Annotated in this window: 16 protein-coding genes and 1 pseudogene; 14 read left to right on the top strand and 3 right to left on the bottom strand. The window is 29.6% G+C overall.

Annotated elements, in window-relative coordinates:
* Positions 1-3: 3 nt before the first annotated feature.
* The 11 genes and pseudogenes from L8U37_RS00160 (at position 4) to L8U37_RS08160 (ending at position 8123) form a co-directional block, all read left to right on the top strand.
* Positions 4-621: a TlpA family protein disulfide reductase gene (locus L8U37_RS00160; protein WP_133318696.1), complete on the top strand. Its 618-nt coding sequence runs from the start codon at positions 4-6 to the stop codon at positions 619-621.
* Positions 605-898: an ATP-dependent Clp protease adaptor ClpS gene (locus L8U37_RS00155; protein WP_133318695.1), complete on the top strand. Its 294-nt coding sequence runs from the start codon at positions 605-607 to the stop codon at positions 896-898. Before L8U37_RS00160 ends, L8U37_RS00155 begins: the two co-directional genes overlap by 17 nt.
* Positions 895-3024, top strand: coding sequence for an AAA family ATPase (locus L8U37_RS00150; protein WP_263728304.1), 2130 nt, complete (start codon positions 895-897; stop codon positions 3022-3024). The genes L8U37_RS00155 and L8U37_RS00150 overlap by 4 nt, the downstream gene beginning before the upstream one ends.
* Complete coding sequence (gene aat / locus L8U37_RS00145) at positions 2999-3640, top strand: leucyl/phenylalanyl-tRNA--protein transferase (RefSeq protein ID WP_263664369.1); 642 nt, start codon at positions 2999-3001, stop codon at positions 3638-3640. The genes L8U37_RS00150 and aat overlap by 26 nt, the downstream gene beginning before the upstream one ends.
* A gap of 92 nt (positions 3641-3732) precedes the next feature.
* Positions 3733-4164: a flagellar basal body rod protein FlgB gene (flgB, locus tag L8U37_RS00140; RefSeq protein WP_263728303.1), complete on the top strand. Its 432-nt coding sequence runs from the start codon at positions 3733-3735 to the stop codon at positions 4162-4164.
* 10 nt (positions 4165-4174) lie between these two features.
* On the top strand, positions 4175-4669 hold the full coding sequence (gene flgC, locus L8U37_RS00135; protein WP_263664367.1) for a flagellar basal body rod protein FlgC: 495 nt from the start codon (positions 4175-4177) through the stop codon (positions 4667-4669).
* 3 nt (positions 4670-4672) lie between these two features.
* Entirely contained in the window at positions 4673-4969 is a 297-nt protein-coding gene (fliE, locus tag L8U37_RS00130; RefSeq protein ID WP_133318690.1) for a flagellar hook-basal body complex protein FliE, read from the top strand.
* Between the two features lie 3 nt (positions 4970-4972).
* On the top strand, positions 4973-6784 hold the full coding sequence (locus tag L8U37_RS00125; protein WP_133318689.1) for a peptidoglycan D,D-transpeptidase FtsI family protein: 1812 nt from the start codon (positions 4973-4975) through the stop codon (positions 6782-6784).
* Between the two features lie 290 nt (positions 6785-7074).
* Positions 7075-7476 (top strand): annotated as a pseudogene (locus tag L8U37_RS00120) (BspA family leucine-rich repeat surface protein); the annotation flags it as partial.
* Complete coding sequence (locus tag L8U37_RS00115; protein ID WP_412174896.1) at positions 7468-7989, top strand: BspA family leucine-rich repeat surface protein; 522 nt, start codon at positions 7468-7470, stop codon at positions 7987-7989. The pseudogene L8U37_RS00120 and the gene L8U37_RS00115, both read left to right, overlap by 9 nt.
* Positions 7890-8123, top strand: coding sequence for a BspA family leucine-rich repeat surface protein (locus L8U37_RS08160; protein WP_412174895.1), 234 nt, complete (start codon positions 7890-7892; stop codon positions 8121-8123). The genes L8U37_RS00115 and L8U37_RS08160 overlap by 100 nt, the downstream gene beginning before the upstream one ends.
* A 16-nt stretch (positions 8124-8139) precedes the next feature.
* Here L8U37_RS08160 and hemH read toward each other — a convergent pair whose 3' ends face one another.
* The 3 genes from hemH to L8U37_RS00100 are packed head-to-tail and all read right to left on the bottom strand — an operon-like array spanning position 8140 to position 10978.
* Positions 8140-9045 (bottom strand): ferrochelatase, encoded by a 906-nt coding sequence (hemH, locus tag L8U37_RS00110; RefSeq protein WP_263728302.1) that lies wholly within the window; start codon positions 9043-9045, stop codon positions 8140-8142.
* 2 nt (positions 9046-9047) lie between these two features.
* Positions 9048-9905, bottom strand: coding sequence for a Gfo/Idh/MocA family protein (locus L8U37_RS00105; RefSeq protein WP_263728301.1), 858 nt, complete (start codon positions 9903-9905; stop codon positions 9048-9050).
* The gene (locus tag L8U37_RS00100) at positions 9902-10978 is read right to left on the bottom strand and encodes a DegT/DnrJ/EryC1/StrS family aminotransferase (RefSeq protein ID WP_263728397.1); all 1077 of its coding nucleotides are present in this window, start codon (positions 10976-10978) and stop codon (positions 9902-9904) included. Before L8U37_RS00100 ends, L8U37_RS00105 begins: the two co-directional genes overlap by 4 nt.
* Before the next feature lie 108 nt (positions 10979-11086).
* Here L8U37_RS00100 and alaS point away from each other — a divergent pair, with 108 nt between their 5' ends.
* The 3 genes from alaS to L8U37_RS00085 are packed head-to-tail and all read left to right on the top strand — an operon-like array spanning position 11087 to position 16097.
* On the top strand, positions 11087-13624 hold the full coding sequence (gene alaS, locus L8U37_RS00095; protein ID WP_263728299.1) for an alanine--tRNA ligase: 2538 nt from the start codon (positions 11087-11089) through the stop codon (positions 13622-13624).
* Positions 13624-14166, top strand: a complete 543-nt coding sequence (gene maf, locus L8U37_RS00090; protein WP_263660145.1) for a septum formation inhibitor Maf — start codon at positions 13624-13626, stop codon at positions 14164-14166. The genes alaS and maf overlap by 1 nt, the downstream gene beginning before the upstream one ends.
* A complete protein-coding gene (locus tag L8U37_RS00085; protein WP_263728396.1) occupies positions 14166-16097 on the top strand; it encodes a PBP1A family penicillin-binding protein in 1932 nt (643 codons plus the stop codon). Before maf ends, L8U37_RS00085 begins: the two co-directional genes overlap by 1 nt.
* The last annotated feature ends 71 nt before the right edge of the window (positions 16098-16168 follow it).

The following is a 16168-nucleotide window of genomic DNA, read 5'->3' as shown; positions in this document are numbered from 1 at the left end:
TTGATGAAAAAATTTACTTATTTGTTTTTTACATTTGCTTTTGCATTTTTAATAAGTGCTTGCTCAAGTGAAGAAAAAATCGAAAATGAATTTGCATTTGCTGAGTATAAAATGGGTGATGAAATTCTTTTAAAAAGTGTCAATGGTGGCGAGAAAATCCTAGTAAGAACACAAAATGGTTTTGTAGTAAAAGGTGAAGAGAGTAAAATTTTGATGTTTGATTTTTTTGGAACCTTTTGCACACCTTGTCAAGAAGAAGCCACTCATCTAACAAGTTTGTGGCAAAAAAATGCTGACAATTTTATCATCATAGGACTAAGTCATTTTGAAAATGTTAGCGATCAAGCTGTAAAAGATTTTGCCATTAAATATGGGGCTTATTATTTCTTAAGCAATTCTAAAGAAAACGATAGAATTGTTGCACAAGCATTAAAAGATATCAACTATCAAAGCATGGAACAACTTCCTTTTAAAGTAGTTTTAAAAGGTGGAAATTATCAAGATCTAACAGATTTTTGGAATAAAGACTCAAAAAGTTATGTGAAATATTATCTTGGAAAAGTTTCTACTGAGATTATGCAAGAAGATATTACTAGGATATTAAATGGGTCTAAAAAATGAAATTTTAGAACAACAAAAACTAGCAGAACCTAAAATGTTTAAGGTTTTGCTTTTAAATGATGATATTACCACTATGGATTTTGTAATTGAAATTTTAATGAATATTTTTCATCATGATTTTGAAAAAGCAAGTGCAATTATGCTTGAAATCCATCATCAAGGAAGCGGAGTTTGTGGCATATATACAGAAGAAATTGCACTTAGCAAAAAACAGCAAGTTGACATGGCAGCAAAAAATAATGATTTTCCACTCCAAACAAGGATAGAAGAACAATGAAATATAAAGAATTGATTGACTCATTTATACCAAATGCAAGACATTTAAGCTTTATCAATCATCATGAATTTATCACTTGTGAGCATTTGCTTTTTGCTTTAGTTAAGCTTAGCGATGATTTTAAAAATCTACTTGAAGAAATCGGAGATGGTGATTTACAAGGCTTTGAAAATGAATTAAAAAATTATCTGGCTAAAAATAATGAAATTTTAAAAAAAGAAATAGAACCTATTTTTTCTGTAATCTTGGAAAATATATTACACAAGCTAAATGCAAAAAATCAAACAAGTGTGATTGATTTTATCATCGCACTTTGCAAAGAAGAAAAAGCTTATTCTTATAATATCTTAAAAAAACACCTAATAGAAGAAGAAAAAATAAAAGAATTGTTACAAAATGCTGAATTTGAAAATTTAAAAACCCATACCATAGAGCTAGTTGAGCTTGCAAAAAAAGGCAAAATAGATCCTGTTATAGGTAGGAAATTTGAACTTGAAAGAATGATGCAAATTCTAAGCCGTCGCAAGAAAAATAATCCTATTTTAGTTGGTGAACCAGGTGTTGGTAAAAGTGCCATTATAGATGGGTTAGCGCTAGCTATAGCTGAAGAAAAAGTACCAAAACATTTAAAAAACTCAAAAATTTATAGCCTTGATATGACAAGCTTGCTTTCGGGGACAAAATATAGGGGTGATTTTGAAAAAAGGTTAAAAGATATCATTAAAGAATTAGAAAATATCCCTAATGCTATTTTATTTATAGATGAAATTCACACCATAGTAGGAACCGGCGCAAGCAATGAAAGTCATGCAGATATGTCAAATTTATTAAAACCTGCATTAAGTAATGGCAACATCAAATGCATAGGTGCAACTACTTTCATAGAATACAAAAATACCTTTGATAAAAACAAAGCTCTAAGTAGAAGATTTGCAAAAATTGATATAGATGAGCCAAGCGAAGAAGAGTGTTTTTTGATCTTGCAAGGCTTAAAAAGCAAATATGAAAATTTTCACAAAATCAAAATTAGTGATGAAATTTTACAAACAAGCATAAAACTAGCAAAACAATTTTTACATGATAAATTTTTACCCGATAGTGCAATTGATTTAATTGATGAACTTGGCGCAAGCTTTGCTTTAGAAGATAAAAAAAGTAAAAAAATAGTAAAAATAAAAGATTTAGAAAATACTTTAGCAAGAATGACACATTCTCATAAAATTTATGAAAGTGATCAAGGTAAAATCTTAAAAAATTTAGAGCAAAACTTAAAACAAAATATTTTTGGACAAGATGAAGCCATTAAAGCTTTGTGTTCTATTTTAAAACAAAGCTATGCGGGGTTAAAAGGCAAAAATACCCCAAAAGGCGTGTTTTTATTTACCGGTTCAAGTGGAGTTGGTAAAACCGAACTTGCAAAAAATTTAGCACAAATTTTAAACCTTAATCTTGAAAGATTTGACATGAGTGAATACTCACAAAAACATGATGTGAGCAAACTCATAGGAACTTCAGCAGGTTATGTGGGCTATGAAGATGGTGGCTTGCTTAGTAATAGTATTAGAAAAAATCCTTTTAGCGTGGTCTTATTTGATGAGATAGAAAAAGCTCATCCTGATTTAACTAATACCTTTTTACAAATTTTTGATAATGCAAGTTTAACAGATAATAGTGGGTTAAAAGCTGATTTTAAAAATACTATTATCATTATGACTTCAAATTTAGGTCTCAAAGAAAGTAATGAGCTTGGTTTTTTAAGCAGTGATAAAGAAAAAAGTAATAAAGCCATAAAAGATTTCTTCGCACCTGAATTTATCAACCGTATAGATAAAATCATTCATTTTAATGACTTAAGTCAAGAAATTTTAGAACAAATCGTTCAAAAAGAACTAGATTTAATGGCAAAAAATTTAAACAACATCACCATGGAAGCTGATAAAAAAGTAAAAGAATTTCTTGCTAAAAAAACTAATAATAAAGAATTTGGAGTAAGATTATTAAAACGCATTATTGCCGAAGAATTAGGCGAGAGATTAAGTGATGAAATTTTATTTGGAAAATTAAAAAATGGTGGTAAATTAAAACTCAAACTTTCCAAAAATGAAAAAATTGAATTTGTATTCTAAACTTTTAAAAAGCCCTGATGATGCGCCTGTTTTTATTAGTGAAAAACTAGAAGTAGATTTTATACCTCATGCTTATAGCTTAGGGCTTTTTCCATGGACTAGCAATCCTGTTACTTGGTGGTGTCCTTCTCCTAGAATGGTGCTTTTACCTGATGAAGTGCGCATACAAAAAAGCATAAAAAAATCTTTAAAAACTTATGAAATAAGACTTAATTTTGATTTTAACTCGCTTATAAGTCATTGCGCAAAAAGAAAAAAAACTTGGATAAGTCAAGAATTTATACAGGTTTATACAAAGCTTTTTGAGCAAAATTTAGCTCATAGTGTTGAAGTTTATGAAAATGATGTTTTAATCGGCGGTTTATACGGACTTATAATAGGTAAAATATTTTTTGGTGAAAGTATGATAAGTCTTAAAAAAGATGCCTCAAAAGTAGCCCTAATAAGACTTTGTGAGCTTTTAAAACCATATGATTTTTTAATAGATTGTCAAGTGCCTAATGAGCATTTAAAATTTATGGGTGCTAAAGAAATGACAAAAAAAGATTTTTTGAAAACACTAGAAAAAAAAGTTTCACTTGAAAGTGGCTTTAAAAATTTCAAAAATTTACTATAAAAAGATATACTTATACATAAATAAAATTGCATAAATATTTTGGAATGATTTTTGCTTTTAGTCTATAAAAGCTTTATTTTAAAGGAAAAATTATGATAAGCCCTTTTAAGTCAAAAGAACTTATTGTTAATGCTTTAGCAGGAAGAAATCTAAGAAGTCAAATGATTAATTCTAACCTTGCAAATGTTGATACTCCTTTTTATAAAGCAAGAGATATAGAATTTGAAACTGCTTTAGTTAATAGAGCAAATGAAATTTTCAAAAAAAAAGATACTAAAGAGCTTGAATTAGCAAGCACAAATACAAATCATCAAAAACCTTGGAAATTTCCAGATCCTAATAAATCAACTATTTATTTAAGAGATGGACATTTGGCAAGAAATGACGCAAATACAGTAGATCTTGATGTAGAAACTACTGAAATGAGCAAAAATACTATGATGATTTCTGCTTTAGATGGTGTTTTAAGAAGACAAAGTAATATTTTTTCAACCATCATAGAAACAAGCTCTAAATTAGGCTAGGAGAAAAATAATGGCTTATTTAAGTGATTTTGATATTAGTGGATATGGACTTAGTGCTCAACGCTTTAGAATGAATGTAATTAGCTCAAATATAGCTAATGCTAATACTACTAGAACAGCAGAAGGTGGTCCATATAGAAGAAGAGAAGTGATTTTCAAAGCAACTGATTTTAATGAATTGCTAAACAAGCAAATAGCTAAAGATAATAATTTTTTAGAATATGAAAATCCTTTAAACGATCCTGCTTCACAAAAAGATGCAAAACCTGCTATAATGAGCGTAGTAGTTGATAAAGTTGTAAGAGATGATAAAGATTTTCGTATGAAATTTGACCCATCTCATCCAGATGCGAATGAACAAGGTTATGTTGCTTATCCAAATATAAATCCTGTTATTGAAATGGCCGATTTAATAGAAGCAACAAGAGCTTATCAAGCTAATGTAAGTGCCTTTACTAACACCAAAACTATAGCACAAAGTGCGATAGATTTACTAAGAGGTTAATAAATGAACACTATTAATGGTATAAATCAATTTAACAATGTTAATAACAAAAACAATAATAACAACACAAGCAACATAGGAGATGAGTTTTCGAGTTTATTAAAAAATTCCATCAACGATCTTAATAAAACTCAAGAAACCGCCGAAGCTGCTATGGTAGACATTGCAACAGGCGAAGTCAAAGACTTACATCAAGCTGCAATTGCGATTAGCAAAGCTGAATCAAGTATGAAATTTATGCTTGAAGTTAGAAATAAGGCTATAAACGCATATAAAGAAATTTCAAGAACCCAAATTTAATATATGCTTTCAAACACCATTAGAAATAGAGTTTCAAAGGTAGCTTTTGCTTTTTGTATGGCTCTATTTTTTATGGCCTTGTTTTTACTTTCTACTTTTTTTCTAACCTCAAAACGCCATATACCAAATACTCAAAAAGAACAATATTTTTCCGCTCTTAGAGGTAATATCATCACAAGCGATAATTTTACCGTAACTTCTAGTAGGCAAATTTATAGAGCTGAAATTGATCTAAGGAGCTTAAATCCCGATAAAAAGGATTTGTTTTTAACTCTTTTTCAAATTTATAGTGGCGCAAGTGATGAACAAATGCAAGATATAAAAAAAAGAATGCTTGCAAAGAAAAAAAGAAGTTATAATTTTATTTTACTCCAAGATATTAACTCAAAAGACGCAAGTTATTTAAAAGAACTAGCTAAAAAACTTTATACTCAAGGTTTTTTTAAATCCTTCACAAATAATAATGGCAGAGTGGAGACAAGAGGGCTTGATATTATAGAACACAAAGAAGATCGTGTATATATGCCAAAAGATTCACTTACTCCAATCATAGGCTACACAAGAACCTATATGGATGAGCAAAGTGAAATTTTTAAAAATGTCGGCATAAAAGGTTTGGAAAAATACTATAATGAATGTTTAAATCCTTTGCAAAATGCTAAAATTCAAGGTTTAAGAGATATAGGTGGTAATATTATCTTAAATTTGCATTCTTATGAACAACGCAAAATAGATGGTTGTAATTTATACTTAAATATTTCCTTAAAACTTCAAAAAGGTTTAGAAAAAGCTATCGATAAAAGAAATGAAGATCTAAAAGCCAATGAAATTATAGTTGCCATCATGGAAAGCAAAAGCGGAAAAATTCTAGCACTTGCTAGCTCAAGAAGATACGATCCGCAAAATCGCGGAAAAGATCTATCTGTGCTCAATGCAAGTGCCATAGAATATGGCTATGAAGCAGGATCTGTTATAAAACCTTTTATATTTACCACTGCATTAATGCTTGATAAAATCAAAGTTGATGAAATCATTGATACTCAAGGTGGACAATACAAACTTGGTCGTTTTACCATACGCGATGATCACAAAAAAAACAAAATGAGCATGGAAGAAGTTATTACCTACTCTTCAAATGTCGGTATGATTAAAATTGCCCAAAGATTAAGTAATCTTGAAATTATCTCAGGCCTTAGAATTTTTCGTTTTGGAGAAAAAAGCGGTATTGATCTTCCTTATGAGCAAAAAGGAGAAATACCAAATCCAAAAAGATTAAGAGAAGTAGAAAAATCTGTATTAAGTTATGGTTATGGCTTGAAAACAACTTTTATACAACTTTTAGCTGCTTATAATGTATTTAACAATGATGGAATTTACATCACCCCACAAATTGCAAATAAAATTTATCAAGATGGGCGTTTAATAAAACTTGATGATGAAGTTAAAAAAGAAAAAATTCTTTCAAGCAAAGCTGCCAAAGAAATGCAACAAATTTTAATTAATGTTATAGAAAAAGGAACCGGTAAAAAAGCACGAACTCAAGGTATCATTATAGGTGGAAAAACGGGTACAGCTAGGATTGCTGAAAGAAAAGGCTATACTTCAAATCGCTATAATGCCTCGTTTTTTGGCTTTGCAAATGATGAGAAAAATACCTACACCATTGGAGTTTTAGTAAGACATCCTACCAAAGCTTATAGTTATTATGCCGCACAAAGTGCTTTACCTATGTTTAAAGATACAGTAAATCTTTTGATTAAAGAAAGTTATTTAAAACCCATAATAGAAAGCAAAAACAATGACATTAAAAAATAAAATTACAATAATAATCTTTTTTATATTGATTTTTTGTTTCGCTTATTTAAAGCATTGGGTTTTATTATTTATAACTTTACTTGTGTTTTTAGTTATATTGTATTTACTCAAACTGCAATCAAAAAAGATAATCCACAAACCAAAAACAAAAGAAACTCTTAAATATTTGATACTATCAGATATTCCGCTTAAAAATATAGATACAAGTTTAATTCAAGATATGAGCTATTTATTTAGTAGTATTAGTGAAGAAAAAATTTATAGGTATAGAGACTTGAGATACAAGTAATGTTGACAACATGGAAGGGATGTTTTTAGGATGTAAAAATTTTAATTCCTATATCAACAACTGGGATGTAGGCAAAGTAAAAAACATGGCTAAAATGTTTCAAGGGTGTGAAAATTTTAATCAAGCTCTAGATAAATGGAATACATCTAATCTTGTTAATACACATAAAATGTTTCAAGGATGTAAAAAATTTAATCAAAATATTAATTCTTGGAATACATCTAATCTAAGAATAACTTCTAAAATGTTTTATAATTGCATAAGTTTTAATCAAGCTCTAGATAAATGGAATACACTTAAAATTACAAATTCAAAATCTATGTTTGAAAATTGTAAAAATTTCATGCATTCACTTGATAATTGGGACATAAAAAATATAACTATCAAAGATAATATGTTTAGTGGCTGTTACAAATCCATATTTTCTTTGGCAAATTTTAAACAATATGAGAAATTATTCAAAGACCACAAAAACAATACAACACAATCTTTTCTTTTTGGTAAAAAAGAATATGCTCATATGTATAATCCAAAAACCAAAAGCGAACTAAAAGCCTTAGTTGATGATTTAAATACAAGCCTTAAAGATATCAATGTAAGCAATATACAAGAAATGGATTGTTTATTTAAAAATAGCAAAAGAAAAGATTTTAGTGGTATAGAAGAATGGGATGTATCAAATGTAACAAGCATGAATGAAATGTTTTATGGATGTAAAAAAATCAATCAAAATCTAAATAATTGGGACACAACTAAAGTTATAAATATTAGTTATATGTTTTCAAATTGCTTTAGTTTTAATCAAGCTTTGGATAAATGGGATGTTTCAAATGTATTATGGATGGAATATGTATTTTTTGTGAATCTATTTTCAAAATTCCTTTTTCAAAAACTCCAAAATTTAATCAAGATTTAAACAATTGGAATATTGATAGTGTTATAAGCACACAAAGTATGTTTAGTGGATGTATAAATTTCAATCAAAAACTATCAAACTGGAATTTAGAAAATATCCCGAGAAAAAATATATGTTTTTTAATACCGCTATAAAACATTAATATAAAAACTATATTTTTACTTGATTTAAAATAAACTCTATAAACTCATCACTATCATTAGGACATTTAATAAGCTCATAATCGCTTTTTGCTAAGTGCCTATATTCAACTCCAAGCTCAAAAATCGTTTCAGAGCAATCTATACAAAAAGATACAGGATAAATCAAAGCTTTTTGATCTAAACTTTCTAAAATATCACTTGTGTTAGGCTCAAGCCATTTAACTGGACCTAGTTTTGATTGATATGATAAAATGATTTGGTCAAATTTATTTTTAAGCTTTCCTTTTAAAATATCCACATGCTCTTGCACATGTTTTTCATACAAATCACCTTTTTTAATCACTGAAAGCGGTAAAGAATGCGCAGAAAAAATCAAAGTTTTATAATCATATTCTCTCTTTTTTTTTAAAATATGCTTTATAATCATTTCATTATAAAGTTCATCTTTATAAAAAACATCAATGATTTTTACATTAGCTTGGTTTTGGATATTTCTTAGCTCATTTTCCACTACTTCTAAAGAACTAGTTACAGTGGTTTTAGAATGATGAGGATACAAAGGAAATAAAATAATTTCGTCATTTTGCTTAAAATCATATTTTGAAAAAACCTCATTTGCAAAAGGTGGTACATAAAGACTAATAAAATCGAATTTATATTCTCTAGTTTTAGAATTTAATTTATCACATAAACTTTGTGTGATTTGAGTAAGCGGGGATTTCCCACCCATTTTTTCATAGTTTTGTTTCATAGCTTTTAATCTTGATTTTCTTATCATAAAGGCTACAAATTTTCTTAAAAAAACATTTTTTATCCCTAAAATATAAGGATCATTAAACATATTTTTTAAAAAAACTTCACACTCGTCAAGTTTATTAACCCCGCCCATATTTAAAAAAAAGACATATTTCACTATCAAACACCTTCTAAAATTTCTTGTACCCTCAAAGCATCTTCAATGCTAGCCAAATTTTCGCAAACCCCATTTTGCAAAAACTCAAAAAAAGCCTCATGTTCAGCATATAAAGGAGAATTTTTATATAAATTTGGAATTTTTTGCATATTAATAAAAAGTTCAAAATTTTTAAGATCAAGTTCATATATATGTTTTTTACCTAAAAGCGTGATCTTTCTTATAATGCATTGTCCATTCCAACTATCATGGATATTTGCTAAAATATTTTCCAATTTTAAACCTATCATTACCTCATCTTCAAATTTATCATGATGAAAGCTTTTATAAATATTTGCTTTTAAAATTTGTTCTTGACTTAAAAATCTAACTAAGTCAATATCATGTACACTAAGATCACTTAAAACACCCACATCATTTATTCTTTGTGGATAAGGAGAAATTCTTTGTATGTTAATACTTATAATCTCATCTTCTAAAAGTTTTTCTTTTAAAGTTAAAATAGCCGGATTAAATCTCTCACAAAAGCCCACCCCTACTCTGACTTTATTTTCTCTAGCTTTTTGCTCTAAAATTAAAATTTCATCTACATTTAATGCCAAAGGCTTTTCTATTAAAACATTTTTTATTTTAGGAAAAACCTTTAAAGCTATATCTAAATGCGTATGAGTAGGCGTGGCAATGATAACACCATTAAGATTTTGTGCTAAAAAATCATCAAAATTTTTATGAAAAAAGTGTTTAAATTTATCTTTACAAAAAGGATCATAAAGATGAATTTCTTTTACTTTTAAATTACGCTCGAGTTCTCTTAAATGGTTTTTACCCATTTTACCAAGGCCTATAAGCCCTATTTTCATTTAAAAGCCTCAATCACTCTAATTTGGTGTTCTTCTTTTAAAAACGCACTCATAGGTAAGGATAAAATTTCATCACTTAATAGCTCCGTATTTGGCAAATCACCTTTTTTATGAGCAAGATAATCGAAAGCTTCTTGCAAATGAAGCCCCAAAGGATAATGCACCGCAGTAGGTATACCTTGCTCTTGTAATTTTTGCATGAATTTTTCTCTATTCTTTACACGCACGCTATATTGAGCCCAAGCACTCACAAAATCATCTTTTCTTGGCGGTAAAATACAATTTTTTAAATTTTCATCATAAACTTTTGCTATTACTTCTCTTTTTTTAATCTCTTCATCTAAGTATTTTAATTTCACATTTAAAACAGCCGCTTGGATGGTATCAAGCCTTCCATTAATACCGATGTATTTATGCTTATATCTTTGCACTTGTCCATGATTTAAATAAATTTTTATTTTTTGCGCTAATTCATCATCTTGGGTAAAAATCGCCCCGCCATCTCCATAAGCACCTAAAGGCTTAGACGGAAAAAAGCTTGTGCAAGATATATCAGCTATAACACATGATTTTATACCTTTTTGACTAGCTCCAAAACTTTGTGCGCTATCTTCTATCAAAGCGATGTTTTGACTTTTACAAAGTTCTTTTAAAGCAAACATATCAGGCATAAGCCCAAAAATACTCACAGCAATTACAGCTTTAGTTTTAGGCGTGATAGCACTTTGAACTTTTTCTAAACTAAGATTATAATCTTTAAAATCAATATCTACAAAAACGGGCTTAGCGCCGATTAGAGCAACCATTTCAGCTGTAGCTATAAAGGTAAAACTTGGTACTATTACCTCATCATTTTTACCCACGCCCAAAGCCATCAAGGCTAAAAATAACGCACTTGTGCCACTTGAACAACCTATTGCGTGTTTAATACCTGCATATTTAGCTAAATTGTTTTCAAATTCTTCTAATTTTGCACCACCTATAAAAGAAGTGCTTTGTAAAACTTCACCAATAGCCTCATCGATTTCATTTTTATAAGCATTATATTGAGCATTTAAGTCTATAAAAGGAATTTTCATTATATTAACCTTATAAATTTAAAATCATGATTATAAGATAGTTTTACTTAATTTAAAGTATTTTTGGTATTATTTTAAACAAAAAACTAGCTAGGAAAATCTATGGATATAAGAAAAGAATATTTAGAATTTTTTAAGTCAAAAGGACATGAAATCACTCCTTCAAGCCCTTTGGTGCCTGATGATGCAACTTTACTTTTTACTAATGCAGGTATGGTACCTTTTAAAAGCATATTTACCGGAGAAGTACCACGCCCTAATCCTCCGCGTAAAACAAGCTGTCAAACTTGTATAAGAGCTGGTGGAAAACATAATGACTTAGACAATGTAGGCTATACGGCAAGACATCATACTTTCTTTGAAATGCTTGGGAATTTTAGTTTTGGAGATTATTTTAAAGCACAAGCCATTGCTTATGCTTGGGAATTCGTAACTGAAGTTTTAAAATTACCTAAAGAAAGATTATATGTAACCGTTCATGAAAGTGATGATGAAGCATATGAGCTTTGGCAAAAACATATAGAAAAAGAAAGAATTTATAAATTTGGCGATAAAGATAATTTCTGGCAAATGGGCGATACTGGACCATGTGGACCTTGTAGTGAAATTTTTTATGATCAAGGCGCTGAGCATTTTAATTCTAGCGAAGATTATATGGGTGGAGATGGAGATAGGTTCTTAGAAATTTGGAACCTGGTTTTTATGCAGTATGAAAGAAGTGCTGATGGCACGCTTACTCCATTACCAAAACCAAGTATTGATACAGGCATGGGGCTTGAAAGAGTTAGTGCTATAAAAGAAGGAAAATTTAGTAATTTTGATAGTTCTTTGTTTATGCCTATTATTAAGAGTATTGCAAAACTTTGCGGTAAAACTTATACCTATGAAAGCGGAGCTAGTTATAGAGTAATTGCTGATCATATAAGATCAAGTGTATTTTTACTTGCTCAAGGAGTTGGCTTTGATAAAGAAGGCAGGGGCTATGTTTTAAGAAGAATTATGCGTCGTGCCTTAAGACATGGATATTTGTTAGGTCTTAAAAGAGCTTTTATGTATGAGCTTGTAGATGTAGTTTGTGAGTTAATGGGTGGGCATTATACTTACTTAAATGAAAAAAAAGAATTTATTAAAGAACAAATCAAACTAGAAGAAGAAAGATTTTTAAGCACTATTGAAAATGGTATAGAAATTTTTAATGAAGAACTTAAAAAAACTAAAGATATTTTTAGCGGTGAAGTAGCTTTTAAACTTTATGATACTTATGGTTTTCCGCTTGATTTAACCCAAGATATGCTAAGAGAAAAAAATCTTAGTATAGATGAGACTAAATTCAATGAGCTTATGCAAGAACAAAAAGATAGAGCTAAGGCTTCTTGGAAAGGAAGTGGGGATAAAGCAGTTAGCGGGGACTTTAAAGTTTTATTAGAAAAATTTGGCAAAAATACTTTTAGTGGTTATGAAAATTATGAAGAAAAAACTAAAATCATGGCTATTTTGGATGAAAATTTTAAAATCATAACCGAAACTAAGGCAGGAGATATAGCGTGGTTAATGCTTGAAAAAACTCCATTTTACGCAACAAGTGGAGGGCAAAGTGCTGATATAGGTTTTATCAATGAAAATGAGGTTTTAGATACACAAAAATTCTTTGATATTAATCTTAGTCAAGTGAAATTAAAACAAGATCTTAAAACAAACGATGAAGTGTTAGCTTGCATAGATACTAAAAAAAGAGAACAAATTGCTAGACATCATAGTGCGACACATTTATTACACCATGCTTTAAGAGAAATTCTTGGCTCACACATTAGCCAAGCAGGCTCTTTAGTAGAACACAATAAATTAAGATTTGACTTTACTCATCCAAAAGCTCTAAATAAAGAAGAATTAAAGCAAATAGAAGCTTTAGTAAACACTTACATCATACAAGCAAATGAAGCTAAAATTGAAATTTTAGCTTTAGATGAAGCTAAAAAAAGCGGTGCAATAGCTTTATTTAGTGAAAAATATCAAGAAAAAGTAAGAGTTTTAACCCTAGGAGCTAGCAAAGAGCTTTGCGGTGGTACTCATGTGAAAAATAGCTCTGAAATAGGAAGTTTTTACATCATCAAAGAAAGTGGTGTTAGTGCTGGGGTTAGAAGGATAGAAGCGGTGGTAAGTAAAGCTGCACTTGATTATGTTAGTGAAAATTTAAAAGAGCTTAATCAAGCCAAAGAAGAATTAAAAACTCAAGATATTTTAGGCTATGTAGCAAAATTAAAAAATGAAATAGCTAGTTTAAAAAATGAATTAAAAAATTCAAGCAAAGCAGAATTAAACTCTAAAGAATTAAATGGCATTCAATATTGTGTACAAAAAATAGATAGTGGTGATATAAAAACTATGATAGATGAGTTTAAAAATAAATTTAACAAAGCTGTAATTTTACTTTTACAAGAAAAAAAAGGTAAGATTATCATAGCAGCAGGTGTTAAAGACACTTCGTTAAAAGCTGGTGTTTTGGTAAAAGAAATTGCACAAATGCTTGGTGGAAACGGTGGCGGTAGAGATGATTTTGCAACAGCTGGCGGTAAAGATACAAGTAAAATAGAACAAGCACTTGATCATGCTAAAAAAATCATAGAAGAAAGTCTTGCTTAATGCTTTATTTAGCTTCAAGTTCGCCCTCACGCGTTGCTTTGCTAAAAGAAGCAAATATCGCTTTTGAGCAAATTATTATCGATTATGATGAGAGTTTAATAAAAAAAGATAATCCAAGCTCTTATGTGCAAAAAATTGTTTTAGAAAAAGAAAGACAATTTTTTACAAAATATCCTGACTTAAAAAATGTTTTATTTGCTGATAGCATAGTTTGTGCTCAAAATATCATTCTAACTAAAGCTAAAAGCGACAATGAGGCTTTTAATATGCTCAATTTGCAAAGTGGCAAAAGCATTAGCGTTTTAAGCGCGATGATTTTAGTTTTAGAAGATAAAAAGATTTTTAATCTTAGCAAGTGTGATTTGATCTTAGATAAATTTGATTTAAAAGATATGCAAGAATACATTGATTCAAAACTTTATCAAGGTAAAGCCGGTGCTGTGATGTGCGAGGGATTTCATAAAAAATACATTAAAAAAATCATAGGCCATCAAAGTACAGCACTAGGGCTTAATATAGAACTTTTGAAAGCATTTTTATGATAAAAATTTTAAAAATATTTCTTTCTTTTTGTATAATGTGTGCGGTTGGAGTTTTTATATTTATTGCATATTTATTTTCTGATTCTGATTTAAATCAATATACCTTTAAAGATTACAAACCGCCTCTTACAACACAAATTTTTGATAAAAATGGAAAATTAGTTGCAAATGTTTTCGAGCAACACCGCTTTTATGCTCCTTATGAAGAACTTCCACCAAGACTTATAGAAGCTTTGGTAGCCATTGAAGATACTAGCTTTTTTGAACATGGCGGGGTTAATATAGATGCAATTTTTAGAGCAGCTATTAAAATCATAAGAAGCGGTGGAAAAACTATGGAAGGAGCTTCCACTCTTACTCAACAATTCATAAAAAATACAGAATTAACTCCTGAGCGTACTTTGAGCAGAAAGCTAAAAGAAGCTTTGCTTGCATATAAGATAGAAAATACTTTAACTAAAGAGCAAATTTTAGAAAGATATTTAAATTTCATCTTCTTTGGACATGGATATTATGGAGTAAAAACTGCTGCGCTTGGGTATTTTAGAAAAAATTTAGATGAGCTTAGTTTGAAAGAGATTGCTATTTTGGTAGGTATGCCAAAGGCTCCAAGTACTTATGATCCTACTAGACATTTAGATCTTTCTTTAGCTAGAGCAAATAGCGTAGTACAAAGAATGTATAATCTTGGTTGGATTTCTAAAGAAGAGTATGAAAACGCCTTAAAAGAAATTCCAAAAGTATATGATGATACTTTAACACAAAATGCAGCCCCTTATGTTACTCAAGAAGTTTTAAAACAACTAAGCGGGATTAAAGACTTAAAAAGTGGTGGCTACAAAATAGAGCTTGCCATTGATCTTGATGTGCAAAATATTGCAAGAGAAGCTTTAAAATTTGGCTATGATGAAATAGTTAAAAGAGATAAAGATGCAAATTTAAGCACACTCAATGGAGCTATGATAGTAGCAAATCATCAAAATGGAGACATTTTAGCCTTAGTTGGTGGAGTAAATTACACAAAAAGTAATTTCAACCGCGCTACTCAAAGCTTAAGACAACCGGGGAGTTCTTTTAAGCCTTTCTTATATCAAATTGCCATTGACATGGGCTATTCTCCTATGAGTAAGGTTGCCGATATTTCAAGAATTTTTGAAAGTACTAAAAAAGATGAGAAAGATTGGAAACCTAAAAATTATGGTGGAAAATTTCTAGGACTTATAAGTTTAAAAGAAGCGCTAACTGGCTCAAGAAACCTAGCTACCATAAATTTAGCTCTTGCCCTAGGACTTGATGTAATCCACGATAAGCTTCAATTTATGGGCTTTGAAAACATACCAGTTGATTTATCTATAGTTTTGGGTAGCTTTGGAATTTCCATTTATGATTATGCTAAACTTTACACGGTATTTGGAAACTATGGTGTGCAAAAAGACTTATTACTCATTAAAAGAGTAATCGATAAAAATGGTAAAATAGTAGTAGAATTTAATTCCGGAGAAAGAAAAATCAGTGAACCTGAACAAGCCTTTTTAGTCAATGAAATGATGCAAAATGTTGTAAAAAAAGGCACTGGGCGTAATGCTAGAGTAGAAGGGATTGAAATAGCTGGAAAAACAGGCACTTCAAATAAAAGCATTGATGCGTGGTTTTGTGGCTTAACTCCTGAAATAGAAGCTATTATTTGGTATGGAAATGATGATAATAAGCCTATGAAACAAATAGAAGGTGGGGCAAGAACTGCTGCGCCGGTTTTTAAAGAATTTTTAACAAAATACTTAGAACTTTATCCTGATAGCGCTAGAAAATTTATCATCCCAAAAGGAGTTTATCAAGGAATTTATGAAAAACAAAGAGAGTACTACACCAATACTTCTCCATTTCCAAAAAACAACCCTGCTCTATCTGAAAATAATGAGGTAATTTTTTAAAAATATTTTTTATAAAATAATAAAAATTATCCTTCTATTTTCCTTTATATGTTTTAATATCACAAAATATA

The sequence above is a fragment of the Campylobacter sp. RKI_CA19_01122 genome, from assembly GCF_025771325.1.
Lineage (GTDB): Bacteria > Campylobacterota > Campylobacteria > Campylobacterales > Campylobacteraceae > Campylobacter_D > Campylobacter_D lari_D.
This window is presented reverse-complemented; position numbering and strand designations above follow the sequence as displayed.